At 49.7% G+C, this 21,790-nt stretch carries 13 protein-coding genes and 1 pseudogene; 7 read left to right on the forward strand and 7 right to left on the reverse strand.

Features of this window, described 5'->3' with window-relative positions:
• Positions 1-801: 801 nt before the first annotated feature.
• The 6 genes and pseudogenes from ACIDITHRIX25_RS72730 to ACIDITHRIX25_RS72755 form a co-directional block, all read right to left on the reverse strand.
• Entirely contained in the window at positions 802-3,594 is a 2,793-nt protein-coding gene (locus ACIDITHRIX25_RS72730) for a phospholipase D-like domain-containing anti-phage protein (RefSeq protein WP_201732538.1), read from the reverse strand.
• An 11-nt stretch (positions 3,595-3,605) separates the two neighbouring features.
• Positions 3,606-4,508, reverse strand: a complete 903-nt coding sequence (locus tag ACIDITHRIX25_RS72735; RefSeq protein ID WP_201732539.1) for a restriction system modified-DNA reader domain-containing protein — start codon at positions 4,506-4,508, stop codon at positions 3,606-3,608.
• A gap of 28 nt (positions 4,509-4,536) precedes the next feature.
• Positions 4,537-7,434: an anti-phage-associated DUF1156 domain-containing protein gene (locus ACIDITHRIX25_RS72740; RefSeq protein WP_201732540.1), complete on the reverse strand. Its 2,898-nt coding sequence runs from the start codon at positions 7,432-7,434 to the stop codon at positions 4,537-4,539.
• Positions 7,435-7,449: 15 nt separating this feature from the next.
• Complete coding sequence (locus ACIDITHRIX25_RS72745) at positions 7,450-8,025, reverse strand: anti-phage-associated DUF3780 domain-containing protein (RefSeq protein WP_201732541.1); 576 nt, start codon at positions 8,023-8,025, stop codon at positions 7,450-7,452.
• Positions 8,022-11,162 carry a DUF499 family protein gene (locus tag ACIDITHRIX25_RS72750; protein WP_201732542.1) on the reverse strand — a complete coding sequence of 1,047 codons (3,141 nt, stop codon included), beginning with the start codon at positions 11,160-11,162 and terminating at the stop codon, positions 8,022-8,024. The genes ACIDITHRIX25_RS72745 and ACIDITHRIX25_RS72750 overlap by 4 nt, the downstream gene beginning before the upstream one ends.
• Positions 11,163-11,874: 712 nt before the next feature.
• Positions 11,875-12,962 (reverse strand): annotated as a pseudogene (locus tag ACIDITHRIX25_RS72755) (IS3 family transposase); the annotation flags it as partial.
• A gap of 927 nt (positions 12,963-13,889) precedes the next feature.
• Between ACIDITHRIX25_RS72755 and ACIDITHRIX25_RS72760 the strand changes: the two are divergent.
• From ACIDITHRIX25_RS72760 to vapC, 5 genes are all read left to right on the forward strand, one after another.
• Complete coding sequence (locus ACIDITHRIX25_RS72760) at positions 13,890-14,435, forward strand: CocE/NonD family hydrolase (RefSeq protein ID WP_249685694.1); 546 nt, start codon at positions 13,890-13,892, stop codon at positions 14,433-14,435.
• Between the two features lie 26 nt (positions 14,436-14,461).
• The gene (locus tag ACIDITHRIX25_RS72765; protein WP_249685641.1) at positions 14,462-15,100 is read left to right on the forward strand and encodes a CocE/NonD family hydrolase C-terminal non-catalytic domain-containing protein; all 639 of its coding nucleotides are present in this window, start codon (positions 14,462-14,464) and stop codon (positions 15,098-15,100) included.
• 700 nt (positions 15,101-15,800) lie between these two features.
• Complete coding sequence (locus tag ACIDITHRIX25_RS72770; RefSeq protein ID WP_201732544.1) at positions 15,801-16,271, forward strand: glutaredoxin domain-containing protein; 471 nt, start codon at positions 15,801-15,803, stop codon at positions 16,269-16,271.
• 646 nt (positions 16,272-16,917) lie between these two features.
• Entirely contained in the window at positions 16,918-17,154 is a 237-nt protein-coding gene (locus ACIDITHRIX25_RS72775; RefSeq protein WP_201732545.1) for an antitoxin, read from the forward strand.
• Positions 17,151-17,546, forward strand: a complete 396-nt coding sequence (vapC, locus tag ACIDITHRIX25_RS72780; protein ID WP_201732546.1) for a type II toxin-antitoxin system tRNA(fMet)-specific endonuclease VapC — start codon at positions 17,151-17,153, stop codon at positions 17,544-17,546. The genes ACIDITHRIX25_RS72775 and vapC overlap by 4 nt, the downstream gene beginning before the upstream one ends.
• Positions 17,547-17,717: 171 nt before the next feature.
• Here the strand turns inward: vapC and ACIDITHRIX25_RS72785 are convergent, their stop codons facing one another.
• Complete coding sequence (locus tag ACIDITHRIX25_RS72785; RefSeq protein WP_201732547.1) at positions 17,718-18,638, reverse strand: HNH endonuclease; 921 nt, start codon at positions 18,636-18,638, stop codon at positions 17,718-17,720.
• Between the two features lie 1,058 nt (positions 18,639-19,696).
• Between ACIDITHRIX25_RS72785 and ACIDITHRIX25_RS72790 the strand changes: the two genes are divergently transcribed.
• Positions 19,697-20,368 carry an RNA polymerase sigma factor gene (locus ACIDITHRIX25_RS72790; protein ID WP_201732548.1) on the forward strand — a complete coding sequence of 224 codons (672 nt, stop codon included), beginning with the start codon at positions 19,697-19,699 and terminating at the stop codon, positions 20,366-20,368.
• Positions 20,356-21,690 (forward strand): hypothetical protein, encoded by a 1,335-nt coding sequence (locus tag ACIDITHRIX25_RS72795; protein ID WP_201732549.1) that lies wholly within the window; start codon positions 20,356-20,358, stop codon positions 21,688-21,690. The genes ACIDITHRIX25_RS72790 and ACIDITHRIX25_RS72795 overlap by 13 nt, the downstream gene beginning before the upstream one ends.
• Positions 21,691-21,790: the final 100 nt, after the last annotated feature.

Below are 21,790 nucleotides of genomic sequence, written 5' to 3' on the forward strand. Positions count from 1 at the left end.
TTAAAGACAACCGTAATGGGCCAATACGACGGATGCGGTGCCATTGGTAATGCGTCAACAGGTTGCTTAACTGCCCTGTTTACAAACGCCGAAAATATATATTATGTAAAATTGAGCTGATGCACTGACGTTCGGATAAATTATTGTTATTTCTCACGTTTTCGCCCTATTGATTTATGCATCCATTATTTGAGCAGAAGCCATCCTGACACCTAGGGTATCGAATATCCCACTGTTACAGCTTAACGCCAAAGGGTGGAGGAAGATGAACTATTATTTTAAATAAGTGTTTATCATAGATTTAAATAGAATATGGGTATCATATCTAATAAAGAAAGGTGGTCAAATGGAAACTAAAGATATCTTACTGATAACCGGAATTGCTACGCTTTTAGGATCTTGTATACATTCCCAATACGAAGGAGAATGGAAAACTATTCACACTGTTATTTCCGCATTCGGGTTAGTAGTTGCGCTGTCTTCTAGCCGCAAGTAGGTAAAGATTCAAGAAATTAGATGGGATGGTAATAGGCAGATTTCCGAGCTAGGAGCCTTCTGCTGGCTTTAAGCACTCGTATTCGCTCTCCTTATTCAACTACTTTCAAATCCTGCGACTATTGAATGTAAAACCTTGTGAACAGCAGTGTTTTTGAAACATGCGGTGGCCTGCTGAAAATAATGAGTTGATGAACTCATCTACTAATTATCGAATTACGAGGGGATGGACTCCAAAGCGACGAACTCGAAATGCCCTGGGTTTCAAGTGATCAAAAGATATAGTAAAAGGCTTCGTTGTGTGGTCTAGTTGGATCGCGTCCAACCTTTGTTCATAGTCAATTCAATATCTCGACGAGAGAGTACCTTTGAGCACTCTTCCCAGCCATCTACTCCCATGACGGTTCGCTTTGATGCTTTTTCGAAGATACTGACCGATCGATTCCGAAAGTGGAGGTACGTCTTGGCTTTCTCAGCAAATGCTTCGATATCATCTATCCATTCGTCATCTATGCAATCCGGGATGCTGCCAAAGAGGTTATAGCGGTCTCTCATACGCTCTGAAAGCTTCTCGTAGACTTTCTCATCCCGAGTGTCTTTGTACACCAGGTTCAACATATCCACCTCCTTGCGAGCTTGACCAAATCGCTTGATCCGCCCGAGGCGCTGTTCAAGCCGAGATGGGTTCCACGGAAGATCAACGTTTATGAGCGTCCCCAACGTCTGTAAGTTGAGTCCCTCGCACGCTGCATCGGTTGCGACCACCAAAGATACTTCGCGAGACTTCACCAGCCCTTTAATTTCTTCTCGGGACACCGCAACGAACTGCCTATCTCGGTATAGCCCACTTTTTGATGCACCGGCGTAAACCGCAATGGTTTGATCAGGGTAGACCTCCGCTAACTTTTTCGCTATCCAGTCCACCGTATCAAAATACTGTGAGAATATGATGCAGCCCCACTCTCCCCAGGTCCGTCCCTCGGAGTACTGGGACTCCAAGAATTTCTTTACGGCAGCGAGTTTTGGATCGACTGCTTCCGGGCGTGAGAGTTCCGCTCGAATCTGTTCCAAGTAGCCGATCTCTCTGGTCGTCAAGGTATCTAAAAGACCCTGCTCGGACCGAAGCCCTTCTCCTTCTTCGTCGTCGTCATTGAGCTGTTTATCCAATATTCGTCCTACTGTTGCTAAGCCAGAGGCAAACGACGAACAGATACGTTGTAAAAAGATCGCTCGGAATAAGCTTGCTCCACTTCCCCTGCTCTGGAGTGCACCGCCGAACTCCTCGGCGGCCTCGTAGCCTCGCTCAAACGAGTAGTTCGTAATCAACCCCAATCCATCGAAAGACGTTCCATAGGTTCCAGGTGAAGCATCGGGGTCCGGATGGACGTTCACCCCAACTCTAGCGAGGAGACCTTCGGCTTCAAGAGTTGCGCGCTGGCGTATCACAACATGCCGAACGAAGGGATTGTTATGGCGGAAGAAGTCTGACCCCATTGCGTCTTCAAGGTCCGCGCGAGTAAAACTTCCAAGTCCTGATAGCCCCCGAGAGGTATAAAACGTGTTGTCGGAGAGGCCGAGATCTGCTCGGATTGAGTCAAGTAAAGGTCGAGCATCAATTGTAGCCAAGGAGCGCGGCGCAAGGGGAGATCGAATGAGTTCCCAGGCTTCGTTAATGTCACCAACGGAGGATTCACCCGTGATAACAGGAAGCGTTCGCTCCACCACCCGCCATCCAGTTGCCCCTCCTTGTCCAAAGACAAAATCCGCATCTACCGAGATCACATCTAGGAGATCCCAAAGCTCTCGTACAGCGGTTTGAATTGGCGTGGCGGTTCCAAGTAGGACATGGCGAGAGGTGCGGGAGATGTCAACCATAAAGGAACGCAAGTTACTCTCGCCATCCTCTTTGTCAAAGCGAAGTTTCTTTCGAGCCTTATGAGCCTCATCTAAGATCACGGTGCCAAAGCGTATCTCGCGAAGGACCTGTGCTTCCGCGGAGTTGTGCGTGATGAGACCTGTAGAGACGATCCCTATCTGCAACGGACAACGCCCAACTTCGCCAGCGCTTCCTCCTCGGATGACTCTTTGTTGGTTGTCCACCCACTGTTTCTTGTTGGAAAGCCATACCGCACTTGGAATTCCCAAGTGGTCTTTCAGCTCTGTCTGCCACTGTTGGGTCAATGTTGCGGGACACAAAATAAGCACCGGTCCGTCGCCGAGCAGACTCCCAACCAGTGCAGCTGTCGCCATTGATAACGTCTTTCCCAACCCAACTTCATCAGCTAATAGGAGTCGAGCTTTCCCAAAGATCTCGCGATGCTCTAAAAAGGTAGACACAAAGGAGCGTTGCCAGGGTTGTAGCCCTTCGCCGCCCCGGTAGATGGGCGACTCCACCATTGCAGCTGCGGGTAGTTCTGCTGGACTTAGGTCGGCAAAGTGTACTTCTATGCGCTGAGAGATCCGTTTGATCTCCGTGATAATTGCATCTGGAAGCTCATGGGCCTCGTCCCAGAGCTTGTTGAACTCTGCTTCTACCCAGAGCGCTGCTTCAGGGGAGCTATCTTCCCAGAGGATCTCGTAGTTATGCGCAAATGCCGCTTTGCTCTCGTTGACGGAGCCTAAGAACGCAATCTTGGAACCGTCTGGTTGTGCAATGACGCCGGCTTTACCATGCACGAAGACCTTGTCTTTAGGCACGACCCTAATCTGTACCCGCCCCGAACAAAGAAGCTTATAGAGTCGCTGGTAGCGCTCTCGATGTAGTAGTGCCTCTGTTTCAGGAGCAATACCATTCCACACTCCTTTAAGTGCGACCTCACGAGCGGCTTTAGAGACTGCGATATCAGATGCATCGAGTTCGGAGTTGCAGACAATCTTCACCTCTTCGATGCTTTCGATCTCTTCTCCAACGAGCTCAAAGATGGAAGAGCGAAAGTAACCCGCAATGCGCTTATAGCTCTTTGCTCCTTGGAGCTTTTGAGCTAAGAAACTATGGTCGAGTCTCCCCTCAAGCGAGGAGTAGCGCATGATTGGTGACGAGGGCCAACTGGGGGATACTTCCTTAGTTGAGGACGATATCTCTACTCTTTGCTCATCCATATCTGGCTGCTTCACTGTTGCCTAGGTTGACTTTGATCTAAAAGAGACTTAGAAGCCATCTGCTTTTCGAGATACTGTTCACGAATTGTTGACAGCGGAATCCAGGAGTCGTCACGTTTCACTCCCCAAAAGCTCCAACCGTTCGTTGCGAGTCCACCTTTGATCGCAGCACCTGCTGCCGACGGTGTGTCGTAGGTAATTCCATTAGACCTAAGACGGATACCGATAGGCACAACAATCTCACCCTCTCCGGGCCATGCAGACACAAGAGAGATGAGCCGCTCTCCCACCTGGAGCATGCCAGCCTGCATGAGCACCTTCAGGTCGATGCCGTAATATTTTGCTGTCTTAGCTTTCGCTTGCGGCGAGGGAGATAGGATTTGGTTACCGTCAGCCGTCGCGGGATCGAAACCGAGAAGACGGAGCACTCTGGAGATAGGAACGACACAGTTTTCGAGCATGGTTTTTTCGTATGGAGCCAGCGTGTTGTCAGTTGGAGTCTGTTGGTTGGAAACCTGTGCGTTAACCGACTCCTTGAGGAGCTGGTAGATTCTGCCCTCAAGCCACCCCGTCTGCGTAGAGTTGAATCCATGGGTTGTGTCTCGACAGACCAGTAAGGCCTGACTCCAGAACTCTTTGGAGTTTTTACCGGTAACGTGTTGGGAGACTCTCGTTTTGAGTCCGTTCGGAGCCTTGCCAACGTATGCTTCGAAAAATCCGTCTCCGTCAAGAACGTGAAGCAACACATAGATGCCTGGCACGTCCCAAGTATCTTCCAACCCCTTTACTCCTTCACGATCAATCACCGCCATGACAAGTGCAGCAGACTCGTCATAAATGATCGTTGGCTCCAAGCCATTTTCCGGAACGAGCACCCGTAACGGTAGTGAATCAGCTGGTGGGTTTATGTCCACAACACAGTCCTTTCAGAGTTTCTACGCACTACATCCGCTCATTCCGGACAAGATCTCGTAGGATACCCGCCGCATATGATTCTTCTGGGTTGAGTGTCGCTCGTTTCTTTGCGAGGTAGTCCGCAATTGCAATAAGGAGCTCTCGGTTCTGGTAGTAGTTCGCTACCAAGGACTTCACTTCTGCAATCACTCTGTCTCCACCCACAGAGGTCGATGCGAGCTGGTAGATCCCATAGAGCACTGTTCGCACTAGCGTGGAGCCGAATTCGTCACCCGCACCCATGTAACGCTTATTGAGAGCCACAGCGTCTTTGAGCCGGGCGTTATTTGCCTTGGTGTCCGCCATGAGGGGGCTAAAGTCTTGCACTTTGAACGCCTTCGCAAAGTTCTGATAGTTCGACAGCACGAAGACGTCTTTGGACTCCATATCCACCATCTTGAGGTAGAACCGCTCAATGCCGGTGAGCTTGTCCCAGACGTCTTGGCTAAGTCCAGTGGGCACCAAGTACTCATTCGCCTTAGCAACCGCATAATCGATCAACTCATCGACGAGCGTCTTCTGCTTCTTGACCCTCGGACGCAGTGCCTCTTGGGTCATATCCACACCGTCGATGGTGGTGTACTTCGTCAGCACCCGAAGCGCTGCAGCGTACCCAGCCATCTGCAGATCGGCGTCTTCAAAGAGGTTCTCGTCTCGGTAGAGATCCTTCGTGTCTTGGTTCAGCCCGGTGAGCAGTTCGACTTGAGCCTTCACCTCGTCTTCAATTTCATAGGCGAGCTCGTCTCTTGAGGTGGCTTTGTTGCCCAGACGCTTTCGAAGCACTAGGAGGATGGTGCCTTTGATGTATTGGCCTTGGCGGAGCGCTGAGTCGGTCTCGGTTACGACGTACCACGCTGCCGAAACTTGGAGCCCCGAGGCCCACACGATGTTGGACATATCCGCCCATATCGAGCCGCTCTGGTGGGTGAACATGATGACTTGCATCCCATTGTCAGGCATGCAGTTGGTCATTGCCTTGTATGCGGCGACCATCTCGGCTTTGAAGTTGTGATCTTCGCCTTTGATTGCAAGTGCTCGCCGTGAGTCCCAGGTCCAATTGGCGAACTCCGGTGGGGGGTTCTTCCGCAACCAGGCGATGAAGAATTCGTAGATTTCTTCATAGCGTACCGCACTCCCGTAGGGGGGATCGGTAAGAGCCAGGTCAAAGGGGGTTGTGATTGAAGAGGCTGGGAGTGCTTTGATTTCTGTGCGAACGTCTTGGTTTAAGGGGTATGACTTGTAGTTCATCTCTAGAAAGGGAGAGGCGTAGTCAAATCCTCGGGTTCCATAGTCATAGAGAGTGTTTAGTGCTTGATTGTAAAAAGCATCGTTAATTTTGCCGGAGCCGGTAGTCGACTGCCAACGCGAGAGGCGGCTCCCAAAGTTTAGAACTTGAGCCAAACCGAACTTCAATCTCGCATCCGAGTGTTGGTTGACGAGCGCCGCCGTGAGCAACTGTCTCGGATTGAAGAGGTGGTGCCAGTAGGCCCAACCTCGAGTCCGAATTGGCTCGTCGGTCTTGTCGCCCGGCTCAATGCGCATATCCGGCACCCAACCGGCCTCTTGCCACCCCGCTAGATGCGCCCCGACGTAATCGTTGACGATCTGCTCTCGCTTGAGGTCGTCTTCGGTGACGGAACGAAATTCGGTCTTCCTGACAGTATCGTTCTTCACCCAGAGCACTGCATAAAGACGCTCTTGATAAAAGTCGCCCGGACGGGGCATGAAGTCCGACTTCTCCCACATCCGGAGTCGATTGGCGTTCGACCCGTCTGGGAGCTTGTGGTCACCCCTCAGCGTCGAGAGTTTTACGCGATGCTCTGCGTCATCAAGAAAATAAACAACATCGCCCTGGACGTATGTACCCTTAGAAGCAACCTCCATCTCCTCGTCGGCTGCATCGTGGACCAACACAATATCGAAGCTCTTGGATCCCTTATTTGGAACTAATTGAGCAATGATTCTGGTCTGTCTCACGACTACCAGGCTCGGTAGCACGGGCACTCGCCAACCTGTCGCCGGATCAGTAACCTCTACGCAATAGAGATAAACCTTCCCCCTCCAACCCGCGCCGTCAGATTCGATCTGAAGGGCATCAATTTGATCTCGGACAACCTTGACGAGTCGCTCTTGTGATTCTTCAAGTTCCGCCCGTTCGCTTGTATCCGCACCAACGATATTGAGCGCACCCCAGGTCAACATGGTTGCGATGGGGTTCAAGTCCGAGGCGTACACATCACACCCAAGCCGAGCTGCTTCAAAGGGGATCTGACCGGACCCGGAGAATGTATCTGCAACCTTTGGTCGATGCCCAAAGCGCATGATGCCGAGCTGTTCCGTCAACTCTGGAAATGAAAACGCGTTGGTCCCGAGATGTGCATTGACCGAGCCCCAGATAGGCCCATAAAGGTATTCCTGATCAACTGACTCGGCTCGTTCTACTTGACTAACGGAGTCTCGAAACGACGTTTGCGCAAGCGTCCGTCGAGCATTGGCCGCCCTCGCTTCTGGCGAACTAGTATCCCAACCCTCAGCTTTGAAGTTCTTCGTCGCTTTATTGAGGGCTTCTGAACGAGGGAACCTTCGCCACAGTGAATCTGTATCCATTGCCATCAACATCTCGAATATCGCAAGATCTTTGTGAAGATCGGCAGTCGCTGGAAGCAATGTTCCCAAAATGACTGCTTTATTCAAGACGAGAGCCTTTCGGCCTTTCCAGTATGACCCCAGTCCAGTAAGCGTCTTACTCGCACCCGCCATGCTCTCCTTGTACGCCTCAACCGACAGCTTCTGTACCGGCAACAGCTTCTCAATCAGCGCTGGAGCATCTTTCAGCGAAAGCGGGACGATCTTGTTCCCCGTAGCCTCAGTATCGTTCTGTGTCATAATCTCACTGAGCCCCTACAGGAAGAGACTCATCCTCTCTGATGTTTCTGCCTCGGGTATCTTCACCGAAGTCGTTGACATACCTTCACCGTCTGAGAGCGCATAGAACAACGCCTTCCTCCAGCCACGGTTCCGATCTCCAACCCCTCCAGCTTCCGCACTGGTCATTGAATAGAGCCACCAGCGCTCCTCGGGACGAAGTGCGCTCCACTTCTCACAGATCGTGTCGATCTCCTTCGAGGACGCCGGTTCCGCAGCCCACATGAGTATCGCTAGTTCTTTGCCAAGCATCCGGTCCAACACGTTCTCTTGTGGCTTCCACGTCCCAGGGGAGGACTTCGTTGCTCGTAGGCGAGCATTGAAGTCACGTCGTGAAATATCTGCAAGCGGGGTCCAGAGCGATCGATCAAGTTGTGCCCGAATAATCCGTTCCGGTGTTCCGTCAACCCCAGCTCGAAGCCCGAACTCTTCAGAGAGGACGACAAGCCCAGAGCGACCGGGGGGAATCTGCACCTTGAAGACGTGTGCGCCGTACTCAGCGGGGGCACCAAAGCCTATGAGCTTCGTGGTTGGTGTGGGGGCGTTACTCATGCCTGCTCCTTCCATGCGTTGGCGATACTCACACCCGTGGCTGCGGCAAAGTCCAAAAGGTCCTGCCCGCTTGGGAAGTGCATCGCTCCAAATTTGAACGTCAGTGACGCCGTTGGCGGGAGTGTGCCAGAGAGACTCTCGGTGAGTGCTCGGAGTTGCTCTGCTCTAAAGCCCGCAATATCAAACTGCATCCGGGCACTCGCTTGACCTTCAGCAACGCTTACCTCCACCCAAGAGAACGTCATCTGGCGAGCAATCGCCATATCGAGTGCAGCGAAGACCTTGTCTCGGGCGTTGATAGTGGCTTTCTGAGCGGTAGGGAAGATGACCGGTTTCGTGGGCGGTGGATCCGCTACAGGTGGCTTGCCTGGACTGCCACCCGGACCAGTCTCAGAGACACCTTTGGGAATCTGAAAGTCTTCCTTTGCGGAGATGCCCTTGTCTTCTGCAAAGACGAGGAGTCGGTAGTTATCTCCATCAACTATGAATGGCCCCGTATAAGCGATGCCGTCTCGAGGCTCTGCGCCGTTGAGGGTATAGCGGATCGCTTCAGCTGATGGGAGCGCAAAAAGGGTTACTTCCCGCTTATCTCCGAACTGCGGATCTAAGCGGTGCTGAATCTTGATCTGATTCGACCAGATGTACGGTGCTGCTGACTCTAGCCTCCCAGAACGATCAACCGCAAGAAATGCCACGCGCATTGCGGTCGTTAGCAACTGGGTATCGGTGAGCTTGGGAGACGCTACGGAGACCTCTCCGTCCTCGGCGTAGTGAACGGTTGTCGTTTCGGGATTGGCGTTTATGACTTGGACCTCTAATGTGATCGATCCATCGTCTCGCATGTCTCCAAGTTGTATGACGGATACCGTTGCTTCTTTGGGCTTTGGCTTCTTGGTGATCCACCCATTACTAAGATCCTCCCAGCGCCCTTCGTTGATAGCTTTGGCCTTTATACGCTCAAGATCTCCAGGGGGCAAAAAGTACATCGCAGCATCTTCTTGCACTCGCTCTTTCACGGCAGACCAGGGGATTTCATCGGTCCCTCCAATGAGCTGTTCTAATCGGGTGCAGATACCGCTAAACGCGGTCCCCTCATCCCAGTCCAAGTACAGCTTGACAGGGTCCCTCCTGAGTGTCTCTTCGATCTGGGCTTCACCGTTATTGGTATCGCCAACCGCGGCTAGTCCTTTTGCCTCTCTAAGCTGAGCTTCTCCCCCGGAGCTGATTGCACGAATTGGGTAGAACAGTTTGTCAAAGAGGCTCTTAAGTACGCCGGTGAGGTCGTGTTCAAATCGATTCTTCAACTCTTCGAACTCTTCGAACTGCGTGGTGCCCTGGGCGACTCGGTTCTGCGCTAATGCTAGTGATGACGCATAGACACTACGAGCAGCCTCCCAGAGCTTTCGCATTTCAAAAGAGGGTTGACCTGTCAGCACTAAAAGGTTATTCTTTCGCACGATCGAGTCAAAAAGGCGAGAGATCTCTTGAGGTGGCAACGAGGAGTCTGGGGCGACAATTGCGAGTACCCGAGAGCCCTTCACCTCTTCAGCTATTTCATCGATATGTGGTAACGCAAGCACCTTTTGGTACGCAGCTTTGCGCTTGGGTGCAAACATTTCCTGGAGCCGGTGAGCAACTAGGTCTTTCACTTTCACATCTGGTGCATCATCGGCTAGGCCTTTGAGCATCTTCGTCAGATTCTCCAATTTGTCAAAGTATACCCGCCCACCTTCAGAGCGATGGAGGTACCAACAACTCCCGAGCATTGCTTCGAGTGCATCTTGGTAAAACGAGAGATCCGCATTCGGGGTTGCTAAGCACTCCAGCGCTTCTGATTTTGTGAGCCCTTTGACGGGATTAACAGCAGTTGAGAGGCTAGAGACCAATAGAAGGCTCGCAAGCTGGGAGGCCGCATCGTTTCCGTTATTCGCATCGAGCACCTGAGCATGAGCACTTCCGTCGGTTGCATAGATATCCTTTGCGACAGCCTCATCTAGCTTTGAGATTGAGATGATCTTCTCTCGGACTTCGTCAATTGCAAGATCAAAGTGCTGGGGTCCAATGAGGAGCACATCGTTTGCGGCGCTATTCCAAACAGAGCGAATAAGGCGTGACGCAAGCTCCATGAGCCCACGGGTTTGTTGAAAATCCTTGTTCTCCTTGAAAAGAGCAAAGATGTGCTTCATTTGAGGGTGGAATGGATAAGTCTGGATGATCTCAGAGGCAAGTTGCTCGGGTGTCTTTTGCTGCTCAATGGTCTTTGAACGTTGGGCAGCTTCGATAGCTTTTGCGAAACTTTCGGCGATGTGTCCTATCTGTGCCTCGTCGGGGAGCTTCGCGAAGAGGCGCTTTTTGAGGATTGCGTAGGTTTCATCTCCGGAGAGGTCAACGGGAGTGATATTGAACTCGACTCGGCTGAGCTCCTTTCTAGCATCGTCGAGTGCGGCGTTGATGATGTGGGTGCCCTCGGCATGGGAGGCTTCAAGTTCGGAGACGACTACACAAATATTCTTGAGTCCTTGGGTGCACGACAGCAGGTTGGCAAATGCTCGACCCGCGACATCTGCCATCGTCCCTTGTCCGGCTGACTGGGTTCGGTAGTACCCAAAGTACGTGGGCATTTCGTCGAGAAGGATGAGGACTGGCCCACCAACGGATGCGAAGAGCTCTCGCCACTTCTCTTCGCCGGGAGCGTGAGCTCCGCCTTCAAAGAAGCCAGGCTTCCCAAGCTGGGCAGCGATACGCCCCCAGAAGAAATCATCGGGTTGTTCGCGACCGTTGAAGAAGCACACTCGGGCGGTATCGAAGGGGTAGCGATTTGCTGCTTCGGGAAAGAACTCTGTCCGGAGGCTTGGGTGTCGAGCAAGAAATGCCATTGTGCGAATGAGGTGTGTCTTTCCGCCACCCATCGCTTGTTTGAGGCGGAAGACTGAGCGACCACCGCTTGCTCCAGAGAGTCGCTTGAAGCCTTCTCGGACGAGTTCGGTCATACCTGCAGTGAGGTAGGATTGCGACAAAAAGCGTTCGCCGTCTTCTAAAGAGAGTGTCTCTTCGTCAACTCGTTCAATTGAGTCAGAGATACGGATGTTCTCTGCTCCTTCGTTCAAAACGCAGTAGTCTCTAACTGTGGGTAACATGTGGCCTCCTGGGTGCCTGATCGGCTATCAAGCAGGCACCAATCTGCATTGAAACAAATACGTTATAACTGATAAATTTTCCTAAAACCTTTTTGAACCAGCTACCAGTTTTTGGGTCCATCAAAACCAAACCTCATTGATTTGTAGCTTTTTCCTTACAGCCAATGTAAGTGGATTTTTCCACTCGGACTTCAAGTCAAAAGGAAGTAGCCTAAATTTCATTTGAGCCCACTCAAAGTTGCCATCTCATAATGCTTCATCTCGATTGTTTGGCGGAGGGAAGGTAGATAGCATTTTCGCGTCTGATACCGATCGATTGCGACGTTAGACATTCCCTGAAGGTGCCGATTTAAAAGGCCCATGGAGATTTTCCAGTGAAAAAAGTAGCCGGTCGGATTCTAGACGTGTACTCAACTACGTCACTCTTGCAATTTGCATCTATGAAATGGCGAATGAGAGGCACGAATTGGGCTCTATCTATCAATTTGACTTTCCATTCAAGTTTTATGTTAGCAAGTAGTTTTCGGCGAGTTGAAGTATTCTCGTGCACGGCCCCCTATTGGTGATCCACTCCCTATGTGAGTCGACATCGTCGATCTTATATGCTTGTCGCCATTGCGGCCTTCTTCCGAAAGTGGCTAGTTGCGTAAAATTCTCTGCACTTCGAAGATCCTCGTAAGATATCCCGCTGATCGGTTAGTCCAAGAGCTGTAAATTCATGTGGACTTAGATAACCAAGTGAACTATGGGCCCTGCTTTCGTTGTATCTCTTGAGATATTTGTCGGCTAGGACTTGAGCTTCGTCAACGCTTAGAAACAGTTCTCCATTCAGAAGCTCGTCTCGGAGTCTTCCATTGAACGACTCACACTTTCCGTTCTGCCAGGGTGAGCCTGGGTCGATGAAGTAAAGCGTAATTCCCATTTCAGATGAGAATTCTTCTATGACCTTTGAGATGAACTCTGGTCCGTTATCCATCCTGATGTAGGTCGGAGTTCCTCTGCTTGCGACTATCCCGTCTAAAACAGCAACGACAGCTTTGGCATCAATTGAACGATCTACGAGGGTAGCTAGGTATTCGCGAGAATACTCGTCGATCACGTTTAGAAACTTCAATACTCTTCCATCACTTGTTGCATCGAATTGAAAGTCCATTGCCCAGGTTACATTTGGCGCTATTGGCTGATGAGCCCCCATTGCAACTCCGCGATTGGACCTTTTACTCTTCCTCTTCCTGAAGGGAACTTTCAGTCCAGCATCGCGCCAAAGGCGATGAATCTTTTTCAGATTGACCTTGTATCCCATTTCAAGCACGTACCTATATGCCTTCCGATATCCCTGACGGGGATTCGAAAGTGCAAAGCTACGGAGCACTTCTGTAAGCTTTTCATCCAAATCTTCCTTCGGCTGGCTGGCCTTTCTTTGGGTAGACCTTGGTTGGGTAGTCAATTTGCAGGCTCTTCTTTCGGAAACCCCGAATCGCTTCTGCAGCAGCTTTACAGCGCTACGTCTGCGATTCGGGGTTAGAAGTTTCCCTCCGATAGTTCCTTGAGCATCGATACATCTAACGTCAGATCGGCAACAATGGTCTTAAGTCGTCGATTCTCAGCTTCTAGTTCTTTCAATCTCTTGGCATCGGTGGCTTTCATACCTCCGTAGGTGTTCTTCCAGCGATGCCATGTAGTTTCGGTTATTCCGAGGCTTCTTGCAACCTCAGCCACCGAACTGCCGGCGTTTAACAATCTGTCACCCTCGGCAAGCTTTTGAATGACTTGTTCAGGTGTGTGCTTCTTACCCTTCATGAAAAATCCTCCCATTTATATTTTGGTCAGTATTCTCACATTAAGGGTGGATCATCCAGGATTCTCCATGGCACTCGATTGTCGAATTTAATGTAGCTCGACCACATATCCCAACGGTATTTGAGATCCAAACAAATCGAAGCACCCGCCCATTCATTTCGAAATCCACAAGCTAAAAGCTCCCTACGTAGTTTCCCCTCACTCGGAGCAAACATTGTTCTCGTTTGATTGAAGTTTTAAGTCTCTTGAATGCTTCAAATAATTGTATCAACCGACTGTTCGGTCTTAGGAAGGTGGAGTTTGGAAACATTATTGGCAGAGAGAGCTATTCTTCCAGATCATACGCTAATTTGCAGAAACTTGCGGGAAACTATGTCAGGAGTCCTGGGCTCATCAAACGAGTAAAGTCACCCAGAATTTGGACCTTGTTAGATAGGTCCGATATAAAGTTTGTCAATGAGTAATGGTTGTTTCCAAAATCCGTGGCATCGACCCGACTGGTTCAGGTATTCGATCTCTCGAATCTCAAATTTTATCATTCCTCCAATAGAGGTATGTCAATCGGGTAATGATGTTACGAAAGAAGAGGTTGCAGTCGCTATGCCAGATGGCGTCAACCTCTACTTGAACCTCTTTCGCCCATTAGGCGCGGGAAAGCTACCAACGATTTTGTCGGCGTCACCATACGGGAAGGACGCGCTCCCTAAACGGAAGGGCGATCGGTGGTCTCTCAGTTCTCAATTTCGGATTATGAATCAGCCAAGTCCCATTCGGATCTCAGACTAAACGAGTTGGGAGGCTCCGGATCCTGTTTGGTGGATGGATCAAGGATATGCGGTAGTGAATTTAGATACCCGTGGGGGTTGAAAGTCGGAGGGAGTAGGGGATCTCTTTTCTGATCAGGAAGCCTCCGATATCGCTAACGTCATCGAGTGGATTTCTAAGCAGCCTTGGTCCAACGGTTCCGTTGGCATGCTTGGAGTCTCTTATCTAGCGATGTCTCAATACAAGGTGGCTGCAGGACCTAGACCTGTGGCACTCAAAGCGATCTGTCCCTGGGAAGGATTTACCGATGGATTCAGGGACTTTCTGTCACCCGGTGGTATAACCGAGAGGGGCTTATCTCGACTCTGGGTTGCGCTTACTAAGCGGTTTGCGAGAATTGGTATCGATATCGCGAAGAAGCGTCGCGAGCACCCGCTTCGTGACTCTTGGTGGAATACGATTACACCCGATCTTGCGAACATAACGATTCCTATCCTTGTTTGCGCAAGTTTCTCGGACAGCAACCTTCACAGCACAGGTTCGATGCGTGCCTTCACGGATGTATCATCCGTTGAGCGCCACGTTTATACCCATCGGAGTCCAAAATGGTCTACCTTCTACGGTGAAGAGGCACGTACTTATCAGTGGCATTTTTCAATCGTCATCTCCGCCAGATGTAGGCCACTCCCCTTCCTAAGGTACGGTTAGAGGTTCGTGATCGACGTGATCACATAATGGAGGTTAGAAATGAGGACGCTTGGCCGCTCAAAGAGACCAAGTGGACGACCTTAAATCTTGCAAATAGCGATTCATTGCGGCAATCTTCAGTAGGGGTTGGGTCTACTCAGTTCAGACTACGAAATCAAAGCCGCTTCTTCGAGTATCGCTTCGAAGAGGACACCGAAATATCAGGGCCAATATATGCAAACCTCTATCTAACCTTCTACGAAGTGGACGATCTCTACGTGTTTGTTGAAGTCGAAAAGTTTTCAAATGGCAAGCCTGTTCTATTTGAGTGTTCGTATGGATACGCGCGAGACTGCGTGTCGCAAGGAATGCTTCGTGTCCAACTGCGCTCAGAATCAAACACAGGTGATGAATTTGGGTATGCGGAGAGTTCTCTAGTTGAAATACACCCTATCAAAGATGGTGCGATTGTCAAAGTATCGATCAAGCTTAGTAACTCTTCAACCTTCATTTATAAAGGTGAGCAACTACGGTTGAACATCTCTGGACGATATCAGCAGCCTAGGAATCCATTCTTTGGCCACTTCCCCGCCCTTTACGCCAGAACCACTAGCGGAACCGCCAAAGTCACCTGGTCTCGCGATTCGCCGTCGAATATCGTCATTCCAGTGATTCCGACGAGATGATTTCGGTCTTCGTCAAGGCGCGTTCGTGAACGATTCTCGCCACAGCAAAGTGCCGCTTCAGCAAGCTGCCAATGCCCTGGGTAACTTTTCCATCTATTGTCATCCCCAGTTAGTGGGATCGATAAAGGCTTTTCCTTGATTGAATGTATTCGCAGTGCTCGGGTGATTTGACGTTGGCGGAATAGCTATTTCCCAAAAGCGAATGATCATGCGAGGCTTAATTCGTTTTTGATGAAGTTGGATTCCTTGGCGTACTTTTGTGGGGCATCTCGAGGATATCTTCGATTGGTGATCGCAAGGCTTTCAGCAGCCCATCGTTGTGCAATTTATAGCGGCACCCGCCTGTCAATTTAAGTCCTTTATTGGATGATTCAATAGCGTCGATCCCGGTTTGAAACTTTCAGTTAGGAACCTTGGATATGGCATTGCTACCGAAATTCTCAGATCCTTTGTGACCGTGCGATTCCTTGTGGTGACGATGGCGGAACGGTCCTTAATCCACTTTGGAATGGCTACCACCGAGATCTTGATTTGGTTACAGAAGCACGCTCTCAACGTTTGGATAATCGAAATAGTCTCTAACTGCTGCGATTGGGCTGTCTCACGGTTTGGTGGTTAGGTGGTTCAATGTACGCGTTTCGATATATCTAAAATCGCAAAGTGCTGAAATCTTGGATATCGAAGTGAGGTTGATCACGATGTGAATGATGCAAATATAGAGGTTTATTGGCGTCCTGGTTGCCCTGATTGTATGTACCTTCGGCGTGGTCTTAGCAAGTTGGGAATTGAAACTCTTGAACACAACATCTGGGCCGACCCTTCAGCCCGCGAATATGTTCGCAAGGTCGCTAGCGGTAACGAAACCGTCCCTACCGTAGCTATCGGAGATACGAACCTTATAAATCCAACGGTTGAAGATGTTATTGAGGTCATTCGACGGTCATACCCTGACCTGCTTACAAACGGTAGCGATAGTACCCCGGACAATGACGGTCGCCGTGCGATTTTCCAGTGGACAGTGATAGTGATCCTGGTGTCATTGAGTTTTTACGTTGAGAAGTTGGGATTTACCGCCTACAGCTGGGGAGTTGACGTTGTCAACATTCTCTTTTGGGTAAGTTTTAGAACCTTTCGATCGCGCAAGGGAGATAAGTGCGACGCAAGTAGCTGAAGGCTCTCCACTTTCCCACCGGGCCTGATGAATTAAAATCATGAATTCGATAGGCTCTTCCTTGCGTCAAAGTCGACCTCAGGGCAAGTGATTAGCGATCTCGTTGTTCGGAAATTGAAGAGCACTTTGCCGGATAACGTATCATTGTCGATCGTCTTCGTTGATCAAGTGATTCGGTCACCATCTGCGGGAGCCGATGGAAAATATCTTGGAATCAAGGTTCAACATCTGCCCGCGAAATGTGGCTACCCATCAAAATTCATCGACCTCTCAGCGCGTCTCTAATAAAAGACCTCGAAGTCCCCATCTGGATCTCTATTAATCAAGGCGACTAGAGCCCTCTAGTTCATTATGGGATTTAGTAAGCACAGAGCATCTGTGAATCCGTAAATCCCTGCGATTCGGATGCACAATCGACCGTGGATGGTCGTGCCGTCTAAGGAGTTGTAATCGCAATGGCGTTGGCAACATCGATCCCGCCACTCTCCCACTGTCCTGTTTGAAATTCTGTTGTGTGGAGAAATTCAAAGTGTCTTCGCACCACTCCAATTGAAAGCGGTCTCACTGTGTTGGATGACAAGTGGGAAGGATCGATAGATTCATCATTGATATATATTATTGATATATATCAGTGGAGGGTTGAAATATGGACATTGCAAAAGTCTTTCAAACCGGGCGAAGCCAAGCAGTTCGATTACCAAAGGAGTACCGATTCGCTGAAAGCGAGGTATCGATTCGACATTTTGGAAATGGCGTCTTACTGCTACCTATCAATCATTCATGGGAACTCTTGAGTGTTGCGTTAGGTGAATTTGAGCCGGAATTCAAAATTACGAGAGACCAACCAGAAATACAAAGTCGTCCAGAAATCGTGGGTGGATGAGATACTTACTCGATACAAATATTTGCATTTATATCATCAACAATAAACCTCATCATGTTTTGGAGAGATTCCAGCTCGAGGATCCGGACAGCATCGGATTGTCGAGCGTAAGTGCTGCTGGACTGGCTTACGGTGTAGCTAAGAGCGGATCGACTAAAAATCAACGGGCGTTGGAGATGTTCCTGACCGCCCTAACCATACTGCCCTTTGATGAGCAAGCCATATGGGAGTATGGACGTATTCGATTCGAACTTGAACGAATTGGTCAGCCAATTGGCGGTCTTGATACCATGATTGCGGCACACGCTATTTCACTTGAAGCCACATTAGTAACGAACAACACCAGGGAATTTGCTCGAGTTCGAGGGCTAAGGCTCGAAAATTGGAGTTGAATCGACGATGATGGAGATCGGAGATTGCTTAGATCGCGCAAAAGGGACAAGTTTTTCGCAGCCGCTGAAGATTGTTTACAGATGTTTGTTGCCCGTAGCTAAGTAGTCTGTCATTGTACCAAATGGAGAGTGCCGACTAAGCGCGATCCCTCCTCGAAGTCATGAACTTAGTTAGGACGCTCTTTTGAACTCTTCGTAGCGCTCAGCGAGACGGTCTTTATCCGGTTTAGCAGCGCGCTCTCTAGGGAGAAGAATTTTAGTTCCAGCTACCTTTTGAATCCCGTGTAGCAGCATCTGCCCGTCAGTCTCTTTCATGAATCGTTCCTGTACGTCGACGATTCCATCTGGAGTTATCCCTACAAAGTTATTGTCGTAAGCTGCGTGGTGTATTTTGCAGAGTGATAAGCCATTGGGAACTACCGGGTCGCCGCGGACGTTTCCGTCGGGGATAATGTGTGCTGCGTCGAGTAGCTCGGGATGGCGAAGTCGACAGATTGCACACGAAGTTTCGTAGGCATGAAGAACGCGTGCCCGAAAAACTGGCTGATGGAGGCGTGCTTGAGTGATCCGATTTATATAACTACGTTGAAGTTCTTCCTTGTAAGTTGAATCTGCATTGAAGAGTGAAAGTGCTTCAGAAAAGCCAATAATAAATTCGTGTTGTACAGCAATCTCTTGCAAAATATACATTGGGTACATGGGTAGGTAAAGTCCGCGGCCGATTCCGATGAAGTATGCGAGGGGTAGCCGTTCGTCCATCGCCATACGAAGAGCTCGATTATCGGAGTGCCCTGGATCAGTACCACGATACTTGTAGTGGATCATGCCGTCATTATCAGTGAGATCAACATACGGAGGTGGCTTCGAAAGTGGAGTGAATGTTGTTCGAATCGTTAGCGCCGCTTCGCTTCCTTGAAGCTTACGGATCCCAGATTGGACAATTAGGCGTATTTGTCTGCCGCGATACTCAAAGGAATTGATCTCAACAGATGTCAATACCCCGCTAGGGTAAAACTTAGCGAGTGCGTCGAGATGACGGAAGACCTCTTCTCTAAAGGCGCGTTCATCCTCTGTTCTATTTGCTATCACCACAGATGATTATGTTATCCCAACTGAGATGCATTTAAACTTCCTGACGAATTTTGTCTCTCTGTGGAAGACAGGCCACGCTCACTATTACGACCATCATTATCCGTGATGACACTCGGTTGGATGGCTTAATAGAGAATCGAGATAAGCCTGGTTTGACTTTATAGTGATGAGAGCGGTAGGTGCAACAACTCACTTTACGCGAAAGCAATTCTCCCTAATTCTAAGGGAAATGCCAAAGCATTGGCATCGAATCAAATTGCGGACAAGCCAGGTTGAAGTTTTGACACTTAGTCAAATATGACACTATTCATAGGTGACGCTGCCAAGCTTTTGGAGGTCTCAAAACCGATCCAACAAGGATGAATAGATCAGAGATACGTACATCTGGGATGGAACCTACCCACCAAAGAACGCGCAGTTCGTATGGTAGATCTGGCCGTTGCTAGGAGCCACCTAGATGTTCTTGAGAAACACTATCGTCTACGCAAGGATTTTCAACAGCTCGTAGGTGAAGACCGATGGCGTATCGTTAGTTTTCGTGCCTTCGACATGCATGAGACTGGCAGGAGGTAGCGGGTTCCTCTCGTCGAGTCCAAATACGTGCGATCGTGGAGTTGACGTGTGATGCAGATATCAATTCTGTCGCGTAATGCTTCATTTCTTTGATAGCTGGGGCGAGAAGACGAACTTTTGCGAAGAGTTAGATATCCGGTCGTGATCGGCTCAAAGGGCACCATTACGCAGCACTAGATGCGCGTTATTGAGCCCAAGTATCTCCGCGGTTTGCCCTGCAAGCCCGGTGATATTAGTTTCGAAGGAAGCGCGGTTCTGTAGTAACGTCGACAATCAAAACACGTCGAAGATAGCGCTCACACCGGAGGTTGACATTTTGCGAACCTACCCACATTGACGCCCGTAGCAACCATGACTTTGCTGTAACTCAATAAAAATCGTCGACACACTCAGCAAAAGACCTTGGTCGTGACTTAACTAATTAATGATTTGGCGAAAGTCGAAGCAGCACCTTGAATGAAAGGCCCGTACGAAAATTGCATCCTGTGTCATCAGACAATGAAGACGGGTCGACAGCCAGCAATAGAAGCGGTAACGATAACGACGGCTTCGCAAGATGGTATGAGTTGTTCTATCCGAAACTCCTAGCGACAATGGTCCTTGTGATTGGTGACCTCGAAGAGGCAAAGGAGGTTGTCGATGAAGCTTGCGTACGCGCACTTATGCATTGGCCCAAAATCTCTAAAAGCGAACGGCCCGAGGGATGGACCTATCGAGTTGCCTACAACGTCTTTCGTCGGCGAGCAAGGAGGCGAACTTTTGAAAGGCGCTTCTTGAACCGCCAAACAAAACCTTTCGACCTTTCGGCTCCAGCTGGAGAGATTTGGCTCTTGGTCAACGAACTTCCGCGTCGGCAAAGAGAGGTCGTAATGCTTCGATATGTTGGGGATCTTACCGAAGTTGAAGTTGCAGACTCACTAGGAATTACAAGAGGTACAGTCTCGCGAACCTTGGGTGCGGCTCGACAAAGACTCGCAGCCGACTTGGCAGAACCACTTACCGAGTCGGGTGACATTGCGAAAAGCAATAAAGACAGAGGAAATCGCGACGATTTCCAAATCGAAAACGAGCAAAAGAACCCGTCAACACAATCGCCCGATGAAACGCGACAAGCAAGTAAGGCGCAGATTACCAAAGGAGCACAATGTCACGATTGACCGAACTTACGAAGTCCCTACTAGAGGTGCCGCTAGCCGAAGCACCTTCAATTTCTACACTTAGCCAGCGAGCTAACCGCCGGCGAATTGATCGCCGTCGCCGTAGTTTTATCTTTGGGGCCATCGCGGTTTTAGGAGTCGCAATTTCTGGAACTACATTTGAGCTAAATAAGGGCTCTAGTTCGAATGCGCCACTATTGAGTGCTCAAGTGACAGCCTTTGTCAACCCTGGTCCACCGCACCTCCTGAATGGCGAGGTTAGCCTTGGCCCTCAACTTAGCGGTTGGAGACTAATCTCCGATCGGCAAACAAACATATCGACGACTCCAGCCAACTACTCATCGGCGATCACCTATGAAAATGATTCGACGACGAATGGAAAATCATTTACCATCACTATCAATCAGGGAACGGTGAATCCTGATTTCGTAACACCTCCGGCAGGAGGTATCGCAAACGCAACCATGGATCAAGTAACGGTAAAGGGGCAAAAGGCTCTCTTGTTGCAAGTTTCTAATCAAATTTCATACACATCAGTAAAGGGACCAAACGGTACCCAATCAATGACTATTAGCGGTGCTTGTACCGATGCGATACCGACTAACTCCGTTGGTTCTCCGTTAATGAATCCATGCCAAGGCACAACCCAACCGAACCATAAAGGTCCGAATACCATTTTGCAGTGGCAACTATCACCGATACTTGGGGTGCAGATAGTTGGCTTCAACCTAAGCCCAGCAGAGATTCAGGACATCGCTTCAGCCTTGGTAATCAATCCTTCCCTCGACAATTGCATGCCAGGCGGGAACCCGATTCATAGTGGCCTATGTGCTCCAGGGATAATTGCATCGCCTCCCATCAATACTCCAAAAGTTCCAATTGGTGGAACAGAATTGGCATATGGAACCGTCAAGAACCAGCCATGGGTATTTTCAGCTTCAGTGAGTGCTAGTAACTCATGGATGGAAGTTGTATATGGCAATGCGGTGGTGACCTCTAGCGGAAGCACAAAACCAATGGCAACTGTAAATTGGGACAATGCTAGCAACGGAGAGACCTTTCTCTCTGGAACTGTGCCGAGTTGGGTAACTAGCGTCAGTGTTTCTGGTCCGAGCAATCAAACAACTGCCCTACTTCCCACCACGCTCGACGGCTGGAGCTTCTTTATCTTGCCCATGGGAGTAGCAACAGCCCCTTGCAATGGTGTCTGCTCCGAGCCAATAACCGCTACCTTCTACGACGGATCAACTGTGGTTGGCCACGCCACTATGGCAACCACTGAAACGAGCTACGGTGGATTCAAATTAACGCAACCAGCTTGATCTTTATTAGTACCTGCTGGAGAATTACTACCTTTGGTCCGACTATCAAGGATCTCAATTGAATTGAAGGTGCGAGGACTGATTTACCGAGGGGCAGAGC

It is taken from the genome of Acidithrix sp. C25, assembly GCF_904848545.2.

Bases quoted from the DNA above. Each gene is read 5' to 3' on its own strand.
- ACIDITHRIX25_RS72775 (WP_201732545.1), top strand. From the start codon at position 16,918: ATGGACATTGCAAAAGTCTTTCAAACCGGGCGAAGCCAAGCAGTTCGA.
- ACIDITHRIX25_RS72750 (WP_201732542.1), bottom strand. From the start codon at position 11,162: ATGTTACCCACAGTTAGAGACTACTGCGTTTTGAACGAAGGAGCAGAG.
- ACIDITHRIX25_RS72730 (WP_201732538.1), bottom strand. From the start codon at position 3,594: ATGGATGAGCAAAGAGTAGAGATATCGTCCTCAACTAAGGAAGTATCC.
- ACIDITHRIX25_RS72795 (WP_201732549.1), top strand. From the start codon at position 20,356: ATGTCACGATTGACCGAACTTACGAAGTCCCTACTAGAGGTGCCGCTA.
- ACIDITHRIX25_RS72745 (WP_201732541.1), bottom strand. From the start codon at position 8,025: ATGAGTAACGCCCCCACACCAACCACGAAGCTCATAGGCTTTGGTGCC.
- ACIDITHRIX25_RS72740 (WP_201732540.1), bottom strand. From the start codon at position 7,434: ATGACACAGAACGATACTGAGGCTACGGGGAACAAGATCGTCCCGCTT.
- ACIDITHRIX25_RS72765 (WP_249685641.1), top strand. From the start codon at position 14,462: ATGGAGGTTAGAAATGAGGACGCTTGGCCGCTCAAAGAGACCAAGTGG.
- vapC (WP_201732546.1), top strand. From the start codon at position 17,151: ATGAGATACTTACTCGATACAAATATTTGCATTTATATCATCAACAAT.